Origin of the sequence: Enorma shizhengliae, assembly GCF_009676995.1 — a bacterium.
Taxonomy (GTDB): domain Bacteria; phylum Actinomycetota; class Coriobacteriia; order Coriobacteriales; family Coriobacteriaceae; genus Enorma; species Enorma massiliensis.
Window position 1 is genome coordinate 184,246 of record NZ_VTFZ01000002.1, and the last position, 15,982, is coordinate 200,227.

A 15,982-nucleotide genomic window follows, 5' to 3' on the forward strand; every position below is an offset into this window, starting at 1 on the left:
GTATAATGCTCCTATGCGGACCGATGGAAAGGTGTGCAAGATGGCACGACTGAAGACGATGACGACTCAGTTTATTGACGGCGAACCCAACGGGGTACGCATCTGCCGCTGCACGCTTTCCACCATGACCACGGTCTTCGTGCCAAGGCCGTTGCTCTCGCGCGCCAAGCAGATAGCCGATTTGCCTATGCGCGGCATCTACTACCTCATCAACGACGAGGACGGGGCCATCTCTCGTTTGTACGTTGGGCAGACCAAGCAGGGCATCGCCCGGCTCGACGACCACAACGCCAAGAAGGATTTCTGGAACAAGGCGATACTGTTCCTCTCAGATGACATCCAGTCGTTCTCGCTCGATAACGTAAGCGCGCTTGAGAAGTATGCCATCGAACAAGCGACCGCATCGAAGCGGTACACCGTAGAGAACAAGGTGGACCCGCGCTACGTGATCGACCAGTACCAGAAGCCCACCGTCGAGCAGATCTACGAGGAGATCGCTTTCGTGATGGGTACGTTCGGCTACCAGATCGAGGATAGCGACGACGCGTTGGCGGACGTGAAACTGTTCTACACTTCGCGGCGCGGCGTGCGTGCGCGTGGTGTGTACACGGGCGACATGTTCGATGTGCTTGAGGGCTCTCCTGTTGACCTTAAAGTGAAGCCGAAGCTCGACCGCTACGAGAAGCTGCGGCAGGAGTTGCTGGCGTCCGGTGACCTAGTCCAGGATGGCGATGGCGGACGGCTGGTGAAGACGGTTTCCTTCTCGACGCCCAGCGGCGCAGCCGACTTCGTGTTGGGTGGGTCCAACAACGGATGGATTGAGTGGAAAGATGGCGACAAGCAGACGCTGGATGCGCTGTATAGGAAGTAGGAAGGTCGTGGACGAAGCGGGTTTCTACAGACTGCGCAGCTAATATGTGACCTTTACCTACTATGCGAGTTGAGAGTGCTAACTGCCGGGCAGATGCTTACAGTTACCCAAAAGTCCAGTAACGTGAAGCCTTCGGTGACGTCAGGGGGTATATACTTTCTAATTCAAACTTCGGCAGTTTGAAACCAAGCGAAAGGAGGAGCCTTGATTCCTGAATTGCAAGAAATCGGTGCAGTTCGCAGGGTTCTTCCGCTTGGCCGATATCAGACGACCATGGATGAGCTACGCAATAAATACGTACCCGAAGACAATGCAAATCGCCGTGAGATATGGGATGCATTCCAAGAAGTAACCGCCGTCGTGCAGCAAGCTTATGGAAGGCTCTCGGCTGTATGGATTGGCGGCAGCTTTATCACCTCAGAGGAAGTGCCGCACGATATCGACGTCGTCTATCTGGTTGATGGCGATGCGTATAACAAAGCTGCCAGTGACCCGAGGGGCCAGTTCGTTACACAGGTCCTTCTGCACAAGAACCCGCTCGTCAAGCGCCTGAACGACCGTGTTGACTCCTACTTGCTGCCAGTGCCGCCAACCGAGTACGGGTACGACTACAACTACATGGTGACACGTGGTTATTGGGACCAGTTCTGGTCGAAGGCACGTTTTGCTGAAGGAAACGATCGCTGGCATTATCCGGCTGCAGGGTACTTGGAGGTGATTATCGATGGCTACGACGCCTAACCTCGATGACTATTTGTCCTCCCTGGGCTTTGACCCCGATGTCACCTATACGGTGCCAGAGAACCCTGCTGATGCGGCCCTGATGGGTGTGAACGCCTTTGTCCGCGAACACTCTCCAGAGGACGACCCCGCGTCTATTGGTGTGATTCACATCACCGGACCTTCCGTAAAGGGTCACACCGCACCGCTCAAAGCCGTCGGCACGTTCCTCTCGGCCCTGCAAGACGGTGTTGATGCAATTGGGGCTTCCATTCAGGGAATTATGACTTCTGCAGGCGCATTGCCATTCAGCGTTACCGGTAGAACACAGCTTTCCATGGTGGCATCGCCAATGCCCGGCTCTGTGGTCATACAGGTCGCTCCAACGCTTGACAGGATGTCGGACCTCTATCCCGAGGGGAAGGACCAGTCGCTCTTCGATCTCGAGGACGAAATCGGCGCGCGGCCTCTTGCCGACCTGGCGTTTGACGAGTTCACGTCTCTGATTAAGGATCTCAACGTCGATGGGCCAGACAAGACGGATTTTCTCGACCGACTTACGGACCATGGCCCACGCGTGGCCTCTACCATGAAAGCCTTCTGTGATTCTGTCGACAAAGGCGCGCTTGACGTTGACTTCGAATGGGAGGAACCTGGTAGGCCGCCCGAGACGTCTAGATTGACGCATGAGACAGCTAAACACGCTTCCGTCGTCATTCAGAACGCAAATATCGATAGCGAGACGATTCACATCGTTGGCAAAATTCTGACTGTAACCATGTCGCAGAAAGATAAGCTCCGTGTCCTCACGGACAGCGAGCAAGAGATAACGCTCTCTATAGGAACGATTTCAGCTGCCGATGTAGTGACCCTGCATCCTGGCGATCAGGTTGACATCGAGGCAGAGCGGCGGGTCAGCCGTCGTCCAGGTGGTCGGAGCTACGAAAAGTTAATCGGAATCTCGCTTCAAAAGCTCCCTGGTCTTCAGGAATGAGATTGTGACAGAGTAGTTGGCTCAGCTACGAATCTAGATGAGCTTGTGACAGCCCCTTAGCCTACATACAGGTTAAGGGGCCGAATTCTTTGTCGGCCACGACACGAAAGGTGGCTGACATGGCCGGTGATAACCATGGCGACAAGACGCAGGAGGAGCCGCAAGCCCAGGAAGACCTCGGGCAGCAGCAGGCGGCGCAAGACCAGCCGCAGGTGAGCGGCACCGATTGGGAGAAGGCCGTCGCGGAGCGTGACGAGAAGATCGCGGCGCTGGAAGCCCAAGTGGCAGAGGCCGCCAGGAACGCAGAGACGGCCGAACAACTGCGCAACCAGATCGCGGAGCTCAAGGCCCAGGGCGAGTCCGACCGGATCGACTTCAAGCTGCAGCTGGCAGGCGTGCGAAACGTGAAGGCCGCGCGTGCTGTCCTGGGCGACCACGCCGGTGACGTCGACGCGCTCAAGGAGGCCGAGCCGTGGCTGTTCGCCGACACCCCCGCAAAGCAACAGGGTGGCAAGACCGGCCTCCCCAATGCGGGGGCCGCATCAGACGAGGGTAAGACTATGAAGCGATGGCGCGAGATCGCGGACATCGCGGAAGAGGAGTAGCAGATGGCCAACAGCATCGCATCCACCAAGAACTATACGACCATCCTTGACGAGGTCTATCAGCGCGCGGCGGCCTCCGCGTGCCTGAACAGCCCGCGCCGCATGGTGCGCGCCGGCCGTAACGCCAAGGAGATCATGGTCCCGAAGATCCAGGTCTCGGGCCTCGGAGACTACACGCGTAACGTTGGCTACAAGACCGGCAGCATCACCTACGAGTTCGAGACCAAGACGTTCAACTACGACCGGGGCATCCGCCTTCTGGCCGACGTCATGGACGTGGAGGAGGCCGGCGTGCTCGACTGCTTCGTCGAGGCCGGCTCCGAGCTCCAGCGAACGCAGGTGGCGCCGGAGGCCGACGCCTTCACCTTTGCCGAGATCGCAGGGTACGAGGGCGTTTCCACCGCCACGACCGACTATTCCGACGCCGAGGCGGAGGACGTGCTCGCCGCCCTGCGCGCCGTGACGAACGCCATGGACGAGGCGCAGGTGACCACGGGCTCTCGTTACCTCTTCATCACGCCGACGCTCAGGGGCGTGCTGGATGACTTCAGCTTGGCGAACCCGACGCGCTCGAACCGCGTGCTTGAGCGATTCTCCCGCATCGTCGAGGTACCGCAGGTGCGCTTCTACTCGCACATCGACCTGCTCTCCGGTGACGAGGACCAGTTTGGCTATGCGCCTGCCGAGGGCGCCTACGAGCTCACATCCGACACCGAGGTCGTGAGCGGAAAGACCTACTACACCGAGAGCTCTGGCACCTACACAAAGGTGGCGAGCCCGCAGAAGAGCGGCCTTTCCACGTACTACGAGCTTGTGGGAGCGGGCGCGCCAATCAACTTCCTGGTGGTGGAGAAGAGCGCCGTAATCAAGTTCGACAAGCACGTTGCGAGCCGCGTGTTCAGTCCCGACGAGCTGGAGACGCTTGACTCCTACATGATGAAGTATCGCAAGTACGGCATCGTGGAGCTGCTCGACAACAAGCTCGACGGCGTGTACGCGTCCTTGGCCCCGCTTGCGTAAGGGGCCGTCGTGGGCTGCGCGGGTGCGACGTCGGTTGACTTTGGCTTCTATCGCGACACGTACGGCGGTGGGATGGGCGTGGAGGCGTTCACGGGCGCACTTCCCGCCGCCGAGCGTCACGTGCGATGGATCTGCGGCGGTCGCGTTCCCGCGTGCGAGGCGGACGAGCTTGCGTACCGGCGTGCGGTGTGCGCTGCCGCCGAGGCGTTCGCGGAGTTTGGTGAGGGTCAGGTGGGCGGATTCCAGCTCGGGTCCTTCTCGGTGACGCACTACGACAACCGGGGAACCACCGGTGAGGAGCAGGCGACCTACGCCTGCGAGAAAGAACTTGCTGGGACGGGGCTCCTGTTCTGCGGGGTGCGCTGATGGCGTGGCTGCGTCCGATACCCGCGAGGCTGCTGCCGGACTCGTGCCTAGTGCGCGAGCCGGCGGTCGATGGCGGCTTTGGCGAGCCGCGCGCCATCTCGCACGTGAGGTTCGAGCGGGCACAGTCGGTGGTCGCCGATGCGCACCGCAGCGCGGACGCCGGGGCGGGCACGCTCTTCGTGGATGCCGTCATGAGCGCAGGTGCTTTCGAGATTCCCGCGGGCTCGCGCGTCGAGGTGCATGGGAGGTCGTACGTGGCTGCTAAGGTTTCGCGCTTCGAGGGGTTCAACGGACGCGTGCACCACTGGGAAGTGGAGCTGCGATGAGGGCGGTCGTGGATGCCGTGGCGGGGATGCTGCGCGCGGCGGGAGTCGGTGACGTGTTCTGTATCGCGCCAAGCGCACTGTTGAGCGAACAGCCCGTCGTGGTTCGCTGGGCGGGCTTCTCGCGTGAGAGCCGCCAAGACGGCGAGGAACGCGGAGTCGCCTCGGTGGAGGTGTTTGCCGTCCGCGAAACGGATGCTGCCGCGCGGGACGCCGCGTTTCTGTGCGAGGCGGCGGTGCGCTCGTCCGGTCGCGCCGAGTGGAACGTGGCGGGTTCCGGGGTGCGCATCCTGGGCATCGATACGGACGCGCCGGCTTTCAGGGAGCGCGACTCGAGCGGGCGCTTCGTGTGGGCATTCACGGTGAGGCTGACGGTTGCGAGGGAGATATGACCGATAGGAAGGGCACGAAGAGCGGGGCGGGTGGCAGTCAGGGCACTTGGCACGACGAGCGCGGTTCTCACACCGACGTTCGCCTGCGCCGTTCCGGTGACCGCTTCCGAGACGAGGAGCTCTCGGAGCGAGAGCAGCGCCGAGCGGTGTCCTATGGTCGCGCGAGAGGACGGCTCTGATGGCGCGCTCCATCAAGTTCGATGGGCACGACTTCTCGTCCTTCTCGACCGCCGAGGTGGTACTGCCCGCGGCACACGGCCTCTCCATGGACGCCGCTGAGGTGCCAGGCCGTGCCGGTGCGGTCCTGCTCTCTGCACGTATCCCGCCCAAGACTCTGCGCGTGCGGCTCTTCCTCGACCTTGCCGAAGACGAGGACGCGGAGGGGCTCACGGCGGTGCGCCACGAGGCGGCGGCGTGGCTCGCCTCGGATGCCGGATGCGACTTGGAGCTCCCCGGCGAACCGGGGCTCGTCTATCGCAACGCCGTGTGCACAGGCGCGGATGCCTGGGACGCCCTCTTCGAGGACGGTTCCTGCGAGCTGGCGTTCACGGCGTTCGATCCCGTTGCATGGGGGCAGGGGCAGGAGGTCGTGCCCGCTGGCGGCGGCGCAGGACTGTCGTTTGTCGTTGGCGGCACGTATAGGACGTTGCCGACGTTCGTGATGGAAGCGGCGGCTGGTGATGGAGTGACCGTCGAGGACGATAACACGGGTGCTCATGTCGAGGTGGAGCGAGCGTTCCTGGGCGGCGAGGAGGTCATCATCGACTGCGGTGCCGGGCGCGCATGGGTTGACGGCGAGGCTGCAGATTCCGACGTGACGCTCGACAGCGACTTCTTCTGGCTGGAACCGGGTCCGCACGAGCTGTCCTTCACGGGCTGCGCGGACTTCACAGCAAATTTCACAGAAAGATGGCTCTGATGGGCGGCACGGCTCCGACGCTCTTCTGGTTCGACCGCGCTGATGAGCGTATCGGGATTCTGCACCCGGCTGGCGCGGTGGAGCATCGCGAGGAGCTGGGAGGAGAGGACGTACTCTCGTTCCCCTGCCTGGAGACGCCTGAGAAATACGATCGCATCCTGTGGCGAGACCCCCAGGACGGGCGATGGCGCGAGCACGTGGTGGTGCGCACGGACGAGGCGCTGGGTGCCGCGTGCGAGGTATACGCGGAGTCGAGCCTGTGCGACCTTCTCGGTAGTTATGTCGAGGAGGAGCGGGTGTCAGGCTCGGGGCTCTACGGTGCGTTGGGCGTCGTGCTCGAGGGGACGCGTTGGCAGGCATCCACGCTTGGTTGGTTTGGCGATCACGGCTGCTACATCTACCACGTGAACCGGCTCGCGGCTCTCAGGCGCGTGTGCGAGGTGTGGGGGTGCGAGATTGAGCCCGCGATCGCGGTTTCGGGCGGCTGCGTGTCATCGCGCACCGTGCGAGCGGTGGCTGCTTTGGGCTCGTGGCGCGGCGCGCGGCTCGAGTACGGGCGGAACATGGCGGGATGCACGCGCACGGTTGCTGAGGACGAGGTCTTCACGGCGCTCTACGGCTATGGGGCCGGGTTGCCCGTGGTGGACGAGACGGGCGCCTTCACGGGCGGGTATCGGCGCAAGCTCACGTTCGGTGAGGTGAACGGTGGTGTCGACTGGGTCGGCGACGATGAAGCGAGGCTGCTGTGGGGCCTGCCAGACGGCTCGGGCGGCCGCGTGCACCGCTTTGGAGAGGTGACGTTCGCGGATGTTGAGGACCCCGAGGTTCTTCTCGCCCGCACGCAGGAGGCTCTTGCGGAGACGTGCGCTCCGCTGGTGAGCTACGAGGTGGACGCCGTGGCGCTTTCGGGTGCTGTCTTTGTTGGACTCGGAGACGAGGTCGCGGTGGTGGACTCGTCGCGCGATCCCGCATGGCGCCTCCGGGCGCGGGTGGTACGGCGCGTGCGGCTCTTTGGCGATGCTGTGGAAGCACGCTACTCGGTAGGCGTTGCCCCGCGCACAGCATTTGCAGAGCGCAGCACCGTCGAAGCGCGTGTGGCGGCTGTTGAGGACGTGGCGGGTGCTGCGGGCGACACCGTTGCTGCCGTGGGCGCGAGCGTGGTCGCCATCGAGCAGGCAGCGGGCGTGGTTGCCGGCGGCGAGGTGCCCGCGCTGGCAACAAAGGAGTACGTTGCGCAGCAGATAGCCGCGCTTGATGACCTCTCGGGGGTGGAGTTCTGATGGCTGGTCTTGATGGCTACGGCCTGCATGAGCTGGTCTGGGAGTCCTGCGATGACGTGTTTGCGGGCGCCTTGGTTGCCTCTCCCGCCGATGCGGAGGGGCGTGGCATCGCTCTTTTGGTGAGGCGGGACGGTGAGGCGGTCGACCTTTCGGGTGCGAGCGTGTATCTGCTGTGGCGTCACCGCGCGACGCGCGAGCGAGGGTGCGAGCCGTTCGATGAGGTTGACGCTGAGGCGGGCGCGTTCTCAGTGTTCTATCCGGCAGCCATGGCGTGCGCCGAGGGCTCTGTCGACTGCCAGGTGATGGTATCGCTTCCCGATGGAGGAGCGATCTCGACGCGGGCGTTCGAGGTGCGCGTGGAGCAGGTGCTCGTGGGCGGTACTGAGTCCGAGGACGGGTTCTCGCTCTTTCTTGATGCGATACAGAAATACGAGAACGCCGATGCGCTCATTGCCGAGGCCGTCACCAAGGCGCAGGAGGCGGTTGCGACGGCCGAGGGCGCGGTGGCAACGGCGGAGCAGGCGGTCGAGGCTGCTGCTGGTGCCTCTGGTGCCGTTGCCGCTGCGAATGTTGCTGCGGCTGCCGCCACCCAGGCAAGGGAGGAGCTGCTGGCGGCTGCCCAGCGGGGTGACTTTGATGGGGCTGATGGAATGCCTGGCCCTGCGGGTGCCGACGGGAAGGACGGGGCTCCGGGCGTCGACGGCAAGGACGGTGACGATGGCGCCCCTGGTGCTGACGGGAAGGACGGTGTCGACGGTGTGAGCCCGACAGCCACGGTGGCGCAGACCGCTGAGGGCGCGGTGGTGACCGTGACTGACGCCAGCGGCACGACCACGGCCACGCTCCTCCATGGCGCAAAGGGAGACAAGGGCGATGACGGAGAGCGCGGCGAGAAGGGTGATGCCTTTACGTACGCCGACTTCACCTCCGAGCAGCTGGCGGCGCTCAAGGGGCCGAAGGGTGACAAGATGACGCTCGATGACCTCACCGAGGAGGAGATCGAGGCGCTGCGCGGCGAGAAGGGCGAAAAGGGTGACCCGTTCCTCTACTCCGACTTCACCCCCGAGCAGCTGGAGGCGCTCCGCGGCCCGCAGGGCGTGCAGGGACCTCCCGGCGCCGACGGGCAGGACGGCGCGCCGGGGGCTGACGGCGCAGACGGCGTGGGGTGCACGCACTCGTGGGCGGGGTCGGTGCTCACCGTGACGAGCGCGAGCGGCACGAGCTCCGCCGACCTGCGCGGCCCCAAGGGCGACGCGTTCACGTTCGAGGACTTCACGGCCGAGCAGCTCGAGGGGCTGCGGGGCGCGGACGGGGCCGACGGGCAGGACGGAGCCCCCGGGGCCGATGGGCAGGACGGCGCGCCGGGCGCAGACGGCCAAGACGGGGCGGACGCCGAGATCGTGGGCGCGACCGCCACGGTGGACGCCTCCACGGGAACGCCGTCGGTGACCGTGACGCTCGGCGGCACGCCGGGCTCGCGCACGTTCGCCTTCGCCTTCTCCGGCCTCAAGGGAGAGACCGGCGAGCAGGGGCCGCAGGGCGCGCCCGGGCAGGACGGCGAGGACGGGTCGCCGGGCGCAACGCCGGACCTCTCGTCCTACGCGACGAAGCTCTACGTCGACCAGGCGATCGCCGCGCTCGACGACCTGAGCGGGGTGGAGTTCTGATGGCCGTGGGGACGATAGCCAAGCAGGTGCTCACCGACATCGCCAACGCGATCCGCACGCAGAGCGGCGGGACGGACACCTACCTACCCTCCGAGATGGCCGCTGCCGTTCTGGCGCTCGACGGAGCCAAGGCGGGGACGCCCTACCAGGCGCCCGCGACGTCCGGCACGGGCGTGATCTCCGACGCCGTGTTCGACGGCATCGCCGACGCGATCCGCGCGCAGAACGGGCTCTCCGAGACGTACAGACCCTCAGAGATGGCGCCGGCGATTCTGGCGCTCTCGTGGGACACGGGCGTGAAGATCAGGGCCCTGCTGCTCGCGGACGGCACGCTCGAGTTCAACTACCGCGACGGGCGCTCCTCCGACGTGCCGGGGGCCGTCATCCTCGAGGCGTGGGAGGTGGACCCTGCAGGCTACTCGTCCGCGGGCTCGAGGCCGTGGGACGACGACAAGCTCTCCGTCACGCGCGCCGTCATCGACGAGGACATGGAGGAGAGCGGCCTCGAGAGCGCCGCCTACCTTTTCCATGGGTGCGAGAACCTCGTGGAGGTCACGGGCTTCGGCCGCCTCGTCACGGTGACCAACATGAACCAGATGTTCGTGAGCTGCGGGTCGCTGGAGACGATACGTGCCGACAACTTCTACGCGCACGTCGAAAGCGGGGTCCTCATGTTCAGCGGATGCCGGCGCCTCGTCGGGGAGAGGGGCTACGTCCCAGAGCAGACGGACGACCACCTGAACCTGCACTTCGAGACGACCGGCGTGCTGACCCACACGGACGGGTCCGAGGACGAGCGCGAGTGGTTCCGCTGCTTCCTCTACGACGACGGCGAGCTCATGCTGACGGCGGCCACCGAGCCCGAGGCGGGACGGACGCTTGTGTCATCTGGGCGCCTGTGCGCGAACGCGCGGTACAACTCCGTGGGCTACCAGCCCTGGTACGACCACCGGCACGACGTGGAGGCGGTGACGATCGCGGCGGACATGGCCATCTACGACCACGTGAACACGAACTACTGGCTCTACGGGCACGGGGAGGTCACCGAGGTCACGGGCATGGGGAACCTCAACGGCGTGCGCGAGATGCAGCACACGTTCAACAGCTGCGACGGGATCACCGAGATCGACCTCTCCGGGCTCGACCCGTCCTCGCTAGAGGACCTGGCCTACACCTTCGGCGGGTGCGGCTCGCTCGTGACGATCTGGGCTGACGCCGACTGGGTGCTGCCGACGTCCGGGGTCTCGGGCTTCCAGACGTTCTACCAGTGCACATCGCTCGTGGGCGGTGCCGGCACGACCTACTCGAGCTCGCGCGCCGGCTACCAGTACATGAGGGTCGACGGCGTGGGCGGAGCCGGGTACCTCACGGCTCGTTAGGAGAGAGTTTTTCCTGGTCGCCGCAAACTTCGTATGCTCTGGTGCCACGAAGATAGAATTCCCTCATCACTTCCCTGGATGTCGCCGGTGATAAGATTACCGCCTCTTCCCCAAACCGCTTGAAATACTCTTCAAGTTGAACAAGAGGCCATTCAAAATGGTAAACATCTCCATCCATGAAGGTTGCCTTCGGACGATTCGTATAAATCATCCTGTACTTTCGTTTCCCTTCTTCGGTTAAGCGCACGCAGGCTTCTTGCGCATCACGAAAAGAGAACTGCGGGGCCTGGTCCTCTGCTCTCTGCAGTTCTCGAAGGGTACTTTCATCCATAACGTGAGTGCCTTCCAATATGTGCGGTGCACATATTCGAGAGATTCGATATGAGCGCGCTGTACGTCCTTCCACATCAAAGCAAAGAAGGTAGTTGAAAGACTCCTCGTGTGAAGCAACAACCTTATAGGGCATGACAGTAACTGCGGCTGGAGCGTTTTGCGTTCTAAAGGAGACAAGCCTACCCTTCTTGCTAGCTCTCTCAAGGGTTTCTATCGTTTCCTTAAACATTATTTTTTCGCGCTGAGGACGGGGAAGAGAAAGATATGACTCGAACATGTTTCGGAGGTACTGGGAAAGTGTGGCACCCTTCAGCTGGGTGTCGATGACATACTGTATGTCATCGTTCGTCCTTCCGCTTACCGTAAGCGTTATGACGCAGTTTCCTTCCTTTCTGCGAGATTCGAACCCCGTTATCTGAGCCATAATCTTTACAGATGTTGTTTCTGCTGCAAGGCGAGATGCCCCTGTAGATTCTTCGATGATTGCAACGATGCTTTCTCGTTTCCTCTCCACTCTTTCTGAGTGTTTCTCTAGGTAGTTGCTAATCAAAGTTTTAATGAATGAATTAAGGTTGACCTCACCTTTATGTTTGCAAAACTCGAAAAGCTCCGCGTCTCGAAAAAGGCTCCGCTTTACACTCTCTGGGAGGTAGATCTTGTATTTACTAGTTGGCATGAGAACTCCAAAATGGGGTCGTAAATCGTATGAGTATATGACAAAACAGCATTATAAAACATAGACAGTGGGGTCGGAAATACAAATTAACTGCAGCTATTATTGGCCAAATCACCCAGTTATCATTTAGGTAGTCAGAAGACACCGACAATGCGGGAGGCAAACAATATGAGCGACAACAACCATATGAATAGGTTCAAGGTCAGCGATGAGGTTGTGATTGCAGCGATTGACATGCTTGGCAAGGTTCTTTTGGCCCTGATTGCTGCAAGAGGAAGCAGGCAGATTGAGCACTAACATGATTGGCCTAACGGGAGTTGAATATCCAATCAGGCCATAAACCATGTACCCATCTCTTTCAGCCAGTACCTAACGATTTCGCGCGCTTCACAAGCTTTTGAGAACGAAAGGAAACCGGTATGGGCACCCGGATTGCGATATGCCGAGAGGTCAGTTTGACTAAGAGCATCCTCAAGATATTCGAGCTGAAACGCCGTTAGCCCCTCAGGAGTGAGGACTAGTTTGATGACGCGATTCAGCTCCTGTGCGCAAGCATCGAGATGAGTGTTGCTAAATCGAATCTTTCTCAATAGTTCGCGGATGCTTCCAAGCGTCATCGTTTCACGTACATGAGATTTGATGAGGCTAATTTCGTCAATTTCCCTTTTCCAGGACTCGAAGTCTCGGTCGATTACCGATCGTTTTTCCCTGCGTAAAAATTGATAGCCCGTAATATGGCGAATCTTGTCAAAGTCGAGTTTGTCCATCAATGGCTTAATAAGTCTGCCGTTGTATTCGAATTCAAGCACACGGAAGAAGGCAAGGGCAATATGGCTCGCATCAACTACTCCGTCATCTTGACTTAGAGAGAATAGCCGTTCAGCGTTGGAGAGAGCAAGGCGTCCTTTTTTCGTCATCGCCGAGAAGATTTCTATGTCTTCTATTGCTGTGCCGTTAAATATGTTGGGGCTTCCTTCAAACAGTCTTTTGACCTTATCTAAAAACCCTTCTGGGCATGGATCGCCGAGCCCAGCTCTCACATAAGCGATATTAAGGCAGTCAATTGATTTAGAGTCACCCATTTTTGCATCATGGGCAAGCTGCTCGAAATACTTGTCCACGACCAAACAGATCATGGGCGACCTCATGATAAGAAAGCGATTGACGATTGCAAGCACGCTATCGCTAATGGGGTTTACTGCAGCATGCGTCTCGGGCGCGCATAGATTGGCAATAATTCGGGATGCCTTGGCACATGCGTTGGATTCTTTCGCAATGTGGATCTTTTCAAGCCACTTGTAGTTGGAGAGCGCACACTCTGCTAGAGACCCGACATCTCCACGGAATTTTATAAACCCGATAAGCCTGGAGGAATCGAGGATAACAAGGGCTTTCTTATAGCTTTGGAGACAGCGTTGAGCTTCTGGGGCCTCATCGAACGGCGGATCATCCTTGCTCGCCCTCTCTTGGTATTCGATCCCCTGTCTAATGTAAGCGTACGCGCAGGCAAGCATGTCTCCAAGCATCCTGCATACGTTGTAGTACGCCTCAACCTCTGATTTATTTTTCCCAATTACCTGAATAGGGGTTGAGATGATTTTCTTTGGATAATCGTGCTCGCACTCCTCTTTGAATGAGTGCTCTGCGCAATTCAGTCTCAACTCGAGTTCAGATATGGGGGAGATATCTTCTGCTATCGCTAGCGCCCAGTCGAGGTTACTGTAGTCACCGGTTATCGAGCACATAGTAATGATGCTCTTTATTGCCATTTGTCGAGATTCTGATTTCTCGTCGACTTTCATAAGTGTTTTGATGGCTGCACGAAAGTCGCCAGCAACCTGGAGGGCCAATCCATCGTACAGGGCAGTGTCAGGAAATCCGAGATAATCAAGGACGCCAGCGGCTTTTGCAGCTCCGAAGCCATCTCCGGCATAAATGCAATTCCCCAGAGCTTCAATGGCTGGGTGCGGTTTGCCTTCTAGTTCATTTTGATTGACGTCCATGCAGCTTCCTTTCGAACCGCTTGATGAGCATTGTACCCGTCCAGAAAGTTTGCCGACCGACTCCATCTGCTTATGGAGTCCATGGCGCTTCTCCATAAAGAATCAATTCGAGGCGGTTGTAATGGTTTGGGAACTCGACGGTCTTTTCATCAGTCATTGCTGGGGCTTCTTATGCGGAAGCGCCCCATTGCCCCCATCGAGACTTCAGGGCGCTCGTGGTTCCGTGCGCGTATTCTACCGTTAGATTGTGGGGAACTCTCTGTGTACCGGGCCATCCATGAGCATCCAGTACCACCAGTCGCGGTCCTTGCAGCCGCTGCTTCCCAGCATGTCGAGCAGTTCGGTCTGCTCAGCTTCTCCGAGCGTTGCGAAGTGCTCCCGCATGCTGTCTTCCAGGGCAACCTTGCTCCTGATCATGTCTCCGAGAATCTCCTTGAGCTCTTCGAGCGTAAAGCTCTGCGGTGAGATCTCAACGAGCTCTGCACGGAAGTGGGAGTAGTCCTCGAGCTCGCACATGGCGCCGATGTCTGCTGCACTGTGGTTCATGGCGGTCTCCTTCGATATGACCTTGTCTGTGGCCTGGTCGTAGACGGGACACAATCAGGACACAACAGCGACCGGAACTCCGTTTTTGTTAGGTTCCGTCTGTTGCTGTTCGTCGCTGCAAAAGACCTGCTCAGACACTCTTTTGTATAGGTCTGTTGTCCTCAGTCGACGTTGTGGGATAACCCTCTCAAGGCGGAGATCACCAGTTCGAATCTGGTACGGGCTACCAACGATTGCAAAGCCCCAACTTCGGTTGGGGCTTTTTGTTACCGGTGCCGCACGTTGGCGGCGGGCCGGGACCAATCGGGCGCGCTTTATGTCCCATAGGCCAGGAGCTCCCGATTCTAACGGATGCAACCCAATTCGTTGCCGAGTTCGCGCGCCGTTTCGTCGCGGGGCAGCAGGCGGTTTCCCCAGAGCTGCGCGAGCATCTGGATGCCCTCGAGGTCGAAGGCGCTTGCAGGGCCGGTCTCGCGCACCACGGGTACGGTGACGCTGGCGGGTTCATCTTTGCCGATGCCCGTGCATCCGCACCCGAGCGCGACGTTCTCGCACGCGACGGCAACCATGGCATCAATGAGCGCTTCTACGGGCATGCCGTACACCTGGGCATCCCATCCCTGCTCCTCGAGGTGCAGGCGCGCCACCACGGCGTCGTTCTCGTCTATGCCGGCAAACCCGTGGGGAAGATAGTCGCGCAGGTGCTCGGCAAGTTTGGCCTCAAGGCACTTATCGTAGAAGAGGGCCCCGGTAAAGCTGGTGCAGGCGGCGGCGAGGCGCGGCGGCAGCGAATCCATCTCGCGTAGCTCCACGAACCCTTTGAGGCGCACGTTGGGGAAGACCATTGAAAGCAGATGCATGAGCTCCGCTGGCTCGAGCGGGCGATTCGACATGATGTCTCGCGTGTAGCAGTCGCCGGTCGAGGTGGTCACGTGCTCGGCATCGGTGAAGAGGATCGGCTTCACGCCCGAGACCCAGAGAATGTAATCTTCGAATGAAAGCCCCTCGAGCGCGCCGGGCACGATGCCGCAGCGGTCCACGTCCACATGGTGCCAGATGCGTGAGCGAGCCATGCCGGGGGAGGGCTCGCCGCGGAAGATGGGCGCATTGTCGAACAGGAAGGCGAAGAGCGGACCCAGAAGCGTCGCCATGCGATAGATGCGTGCCGCATCCCGCTCGTCCTCATAATCGAGCGAAACCTGGGTAGATGCCGTGCAGCGCATCATGTCGCGCGCGTAGCGTCCGCGGCGCGAGAGGTACGCGTCCATATCGCGGTAGCGCTCCTTGGGGATGAGCTCCAGATCGAGCGGGCTCGAGACAACGGGGTTGTAGCCTACGGGAACGAGGGAGGCATCGAGCCCGATGGCGGCGCAGGCGCGCTCCACCTCGGCGTCGAAGGCGCAGATCGCATCATAGAGGGCCTTTACCGAATGCGCGGGGCCGGCCGACACCTCGAGCTGGGCCGCGGGCTCAAGCGATACGGTCACGCCCACGGTCTCAAGCTCGCCGTTGAATGTGTAGTCGAGCCCCAGAAGGTGCCCGTCGATATAGACGAGCTCGCTTTCGCTTCGGCTGCGGGCGAGCTCTGCAAGGAGCGCGCCAACACCATGCTCGCCGGCAAAGGGGACTGTTCGCCCCTGATCGTCGATGAGAATGCGCTCCAGCTCGAAGCCGATGCGTTTGCCGGCGGGGTCTTTGTCGCCATGTTCGAGCACGGCGATCAGAGCCTCGAGGTTCTCGCGAAAGGACCCGGTGAAAGACGGGATATGGCTGCAGGGTTCATGGGACATGCGGTACTCCTCAGTCGCGTTGCTCGCGTGTATCGTACCCCCATTGCCTCGCGGGGAATCACCGCGTTTGCGCGCACCCTCGAAGATTGCTCCGCCAA

General features: G+C 60.7%; 18 protein-coding genes. 14 read left to right on the plus strand and 4 right to left on the minus strand.

What is annotated here, in order from left to right:
* Positions 1-40: 40 nt before the first annotated feature.
* From GJE22_RS03180 to GJE22_RS03240, 13 genes are all read left to right on the plus strand, one after another.
* Positions 41-871, plus strand: coding sequence for a GIY-YIG nuclease family protein (locus tag GJE22_RS03180; RefSeq protein WP_144687781.1), 831 nt, complete (start codon positions 41-43; stop codon positions 869-871).
* Between the two features lie 204 nt (positions 872-1,075).
* Entirely contained in the window at positions 1,076-1,612 is a 537-nt protein-coding gene (locus tag GJE22_RS03185) for a DUF6932 family protein (RefSeq protein ID WP_144687782.1), read from the plus strand.
* Positions 1,596-2,585 carry a hypothetical protein gene (locus GJE22_RS03190; protein ID WP_144687783.1) on the plus strand — a complete coding sequence of 330 codons (990 nt, stop codon included), beginning with the start codon at positions 1,596-1,598 and terminating at the stop codon, positions 2,583-2,585. The genes GJE22_RS03185 and GJE22_RS03190 overlap by 17 nt, the downstream gene beginning before the upstream one ends.
* Before the next feature lie 119 nt (positions 2,586-2,704).
* Positions 2,705-3,190 carry a hypothetical protein gene (locus tag GJE22_RS03195; protein ID WP_144687784.1) on the plus strand — a complete coding sequence of 162 codons (486 nt, stop codon included), beginning with the start codon at positions 2,705-2,707 and terminating at the stop codon, positions 3,188-3,190.
* A gap of 3 nt (positions 3,191-3,193) precedes the next feature.
* Positions 3,194-4,210, plus strand: a complete 1,017-nt coding sequence (locus GJE22_RS03200; protein WP_144687785.1) for a hypothetical protein — start codon at positions 3,194-3,196, stop codon at positions 4,208-4,210.
* A 9-nt stretch (positions 4,211-4,219) separates the two neighbouring features.
* Positions 4,220-4,576, plus strand: a complete 357-nt coding sequence (locus GJE22_RS03205; RefSeq protein WP_087314170.1) for a hypothetical protein — start codon at positions 4,220-4,222, stop codon at positions 4,574-4,576.
* On the plus strand, positions 4,576-4,902 hold the full coding sequence (locus GJE22_RS03210; RefSeq protein ID WP_144687786.1) for a putative minor capsid protein: 327 nt from the start codon (positions 4,576-4,578) through the stop codon (positions 4,900-4,902). Before GJE22_RS03205 ends, GJE22_RS03210 begins: the two co-directional genes overlap by 1 nt.
* On the plus strand, positions 4,899-5,291 hold the full coding sequence (locus tag GJE22_RS03215) for a hypothetical protein (RefSeq protein ID WP_144687787.1): 393 nt from the start codon (positions 4,899-4,901) through the stop codon (positions 5,289-5,291). Before GJE22_RS03210 ends, GJE22_RS03215 begins: the two co-directional genes overlap by 4 nt.
* Positions 5,288-5,470, plus strand: a complete 183-nt coding sequence (locus GJE22_RS03220) for a hypothetical protein (RefSeq protein ID WP_144687788.1) — start codon at positions 5,288-5,290, stop codon at positions 5,468-5,470. Before GJE22_RS03215 ends, GJE22_RS03220 begins: the two co-directional genes overlap by 4 nt.
* A complete protein-coding gene (locus tag GJE22_RS03225) occupies positions 5,470-6,210 on the plus strand; it encodes a phage distal tail protein (protein WP_154324077.1) in 741 nt (246 codons plus the stop codon). The genes GJE22_RS03220 and GJE22_RS03225 overlap by 1 nt, the downstream gene beginning before the upstream one ends.
* On the plus strand, positions 6,210-7,490 hold the full coding sequence (locus GJE22_RS03230) for a phage tail spike protein (RefSeq protein WP_144687789.1): 1,281 nt from the start codon (positions 6,210-6,212) through the stop codon (positions 7,488-7,490). Before GJE22_RS03225 ends, GJE22_RS03230 begins: the two co-directional genes overlap by 1 nt.
* The gene (locus GJE22_RS03235; protein WP_144687790.1) at positions 7,490-9,157 is read left to right on the plus strand and encodes a BppU family phage baseplate upper protein; all 1,668 of its coding nucleotides are present in this window, start codon (positions 7,490-7,492) and stop codon (positions 9,155-9,157) included. Before GJE22_RS03230 ends, GJE22_RS03235 begins: the two co-directional genes overlap by 1 nt.
* Positions 9,157-10,536 (plus strand): hypothetical protein, encoded by a 1,380-nt coding sequence (locus GJE22_RS03240; RefSeq protein ID WP_144687791.1) that lies wholly within the window; start codon positions 9,157-9,159, stop codon positions 10,534-10,536. The genes GJE22_RS03235 and GJE22_RS03240 overlap by 1 nt, the downstream gene beginning before the upstream one ends.
* Here GJE22_RS03240 and GJE22_RS03245 read toward each other — a convergent pair.
* Positions 10,523-11,545 carry a WYL domain-containing protein gene (locus tag GJE22_RS03245; protein WP_144687792.1) on the minus strand — a complete coding sequence of 341 codons (1,023 nt, stop codon included), beginning with the start codon at positions 11,543-11,545 and terminating at the stop codon, positions 10,523-10,525. The two genes, GJE22_RS03240 and GJE22_RS03245, sit on opposite strands and share 14 nt — an antisense overlap.
* Before the next feature lie 168 nt (positions 11,546-11,713).
* On the opposite strand from GJE22_RS03245, the gene GJE22_RS10150 reads away from it, so the two are divergent.
* Positions 11,714-11,842 (plus strand): hypothetical protein, encoded by a 129-nt coding sequence (locus tag GJE22_RS10150; protein ID WP_268878510.1) that lies wholly within the window; start codon positions 11,714-11,716, stop codon positions 11,840-11,842.
* 32 nt (positions 11,843-11,874) lie between these two features.
* On the opposite strand, the gene GJE22_RS03250 is transcribed toward GJE22_RS10150, so the two are convergent.
* The 3 genes from GJE22_RS03250 to GJE22_RS03260 form a co-directional block, all read right to left on the minus strand.
* Positions 11,875-13,548, minus strand: coding sequence for a hypothetical protein (locus GJE22_RS03250; RefSeq protein WP_144687793.1), 1,674 nt, complete (start codon positions 13,546-13,548; stop codon positions 11,875-11,877).
* 240 nt (positions 13,549-13,788) lie between these two features.
* Positions 13,789-14,094, minus strand: coding sequence for a hypothetical protein (locus GJE22_RS03255; RefSeq protein WP_144687794.1), 306 nt, complete (start codon positions 14,092-14,094; stop codon positions 13,789-13,791).
* A gap of 344 nt (positions 14,095-14,438) precedes the next feature.
* Positions 14,439-15,884: a glutamate-cysteine ligase family protein gene (locus tag GJE22_RS03260; RefSeq protein WP_144687795.1), complete on the minus strand. Its 1,446-nt coding sequence runs from the start codon at positions 15,882-15,884 to the stop codon at positions 14,439-14,441.
* Positions 15,885-15,982: the final 98 nt, after the last annotated feature.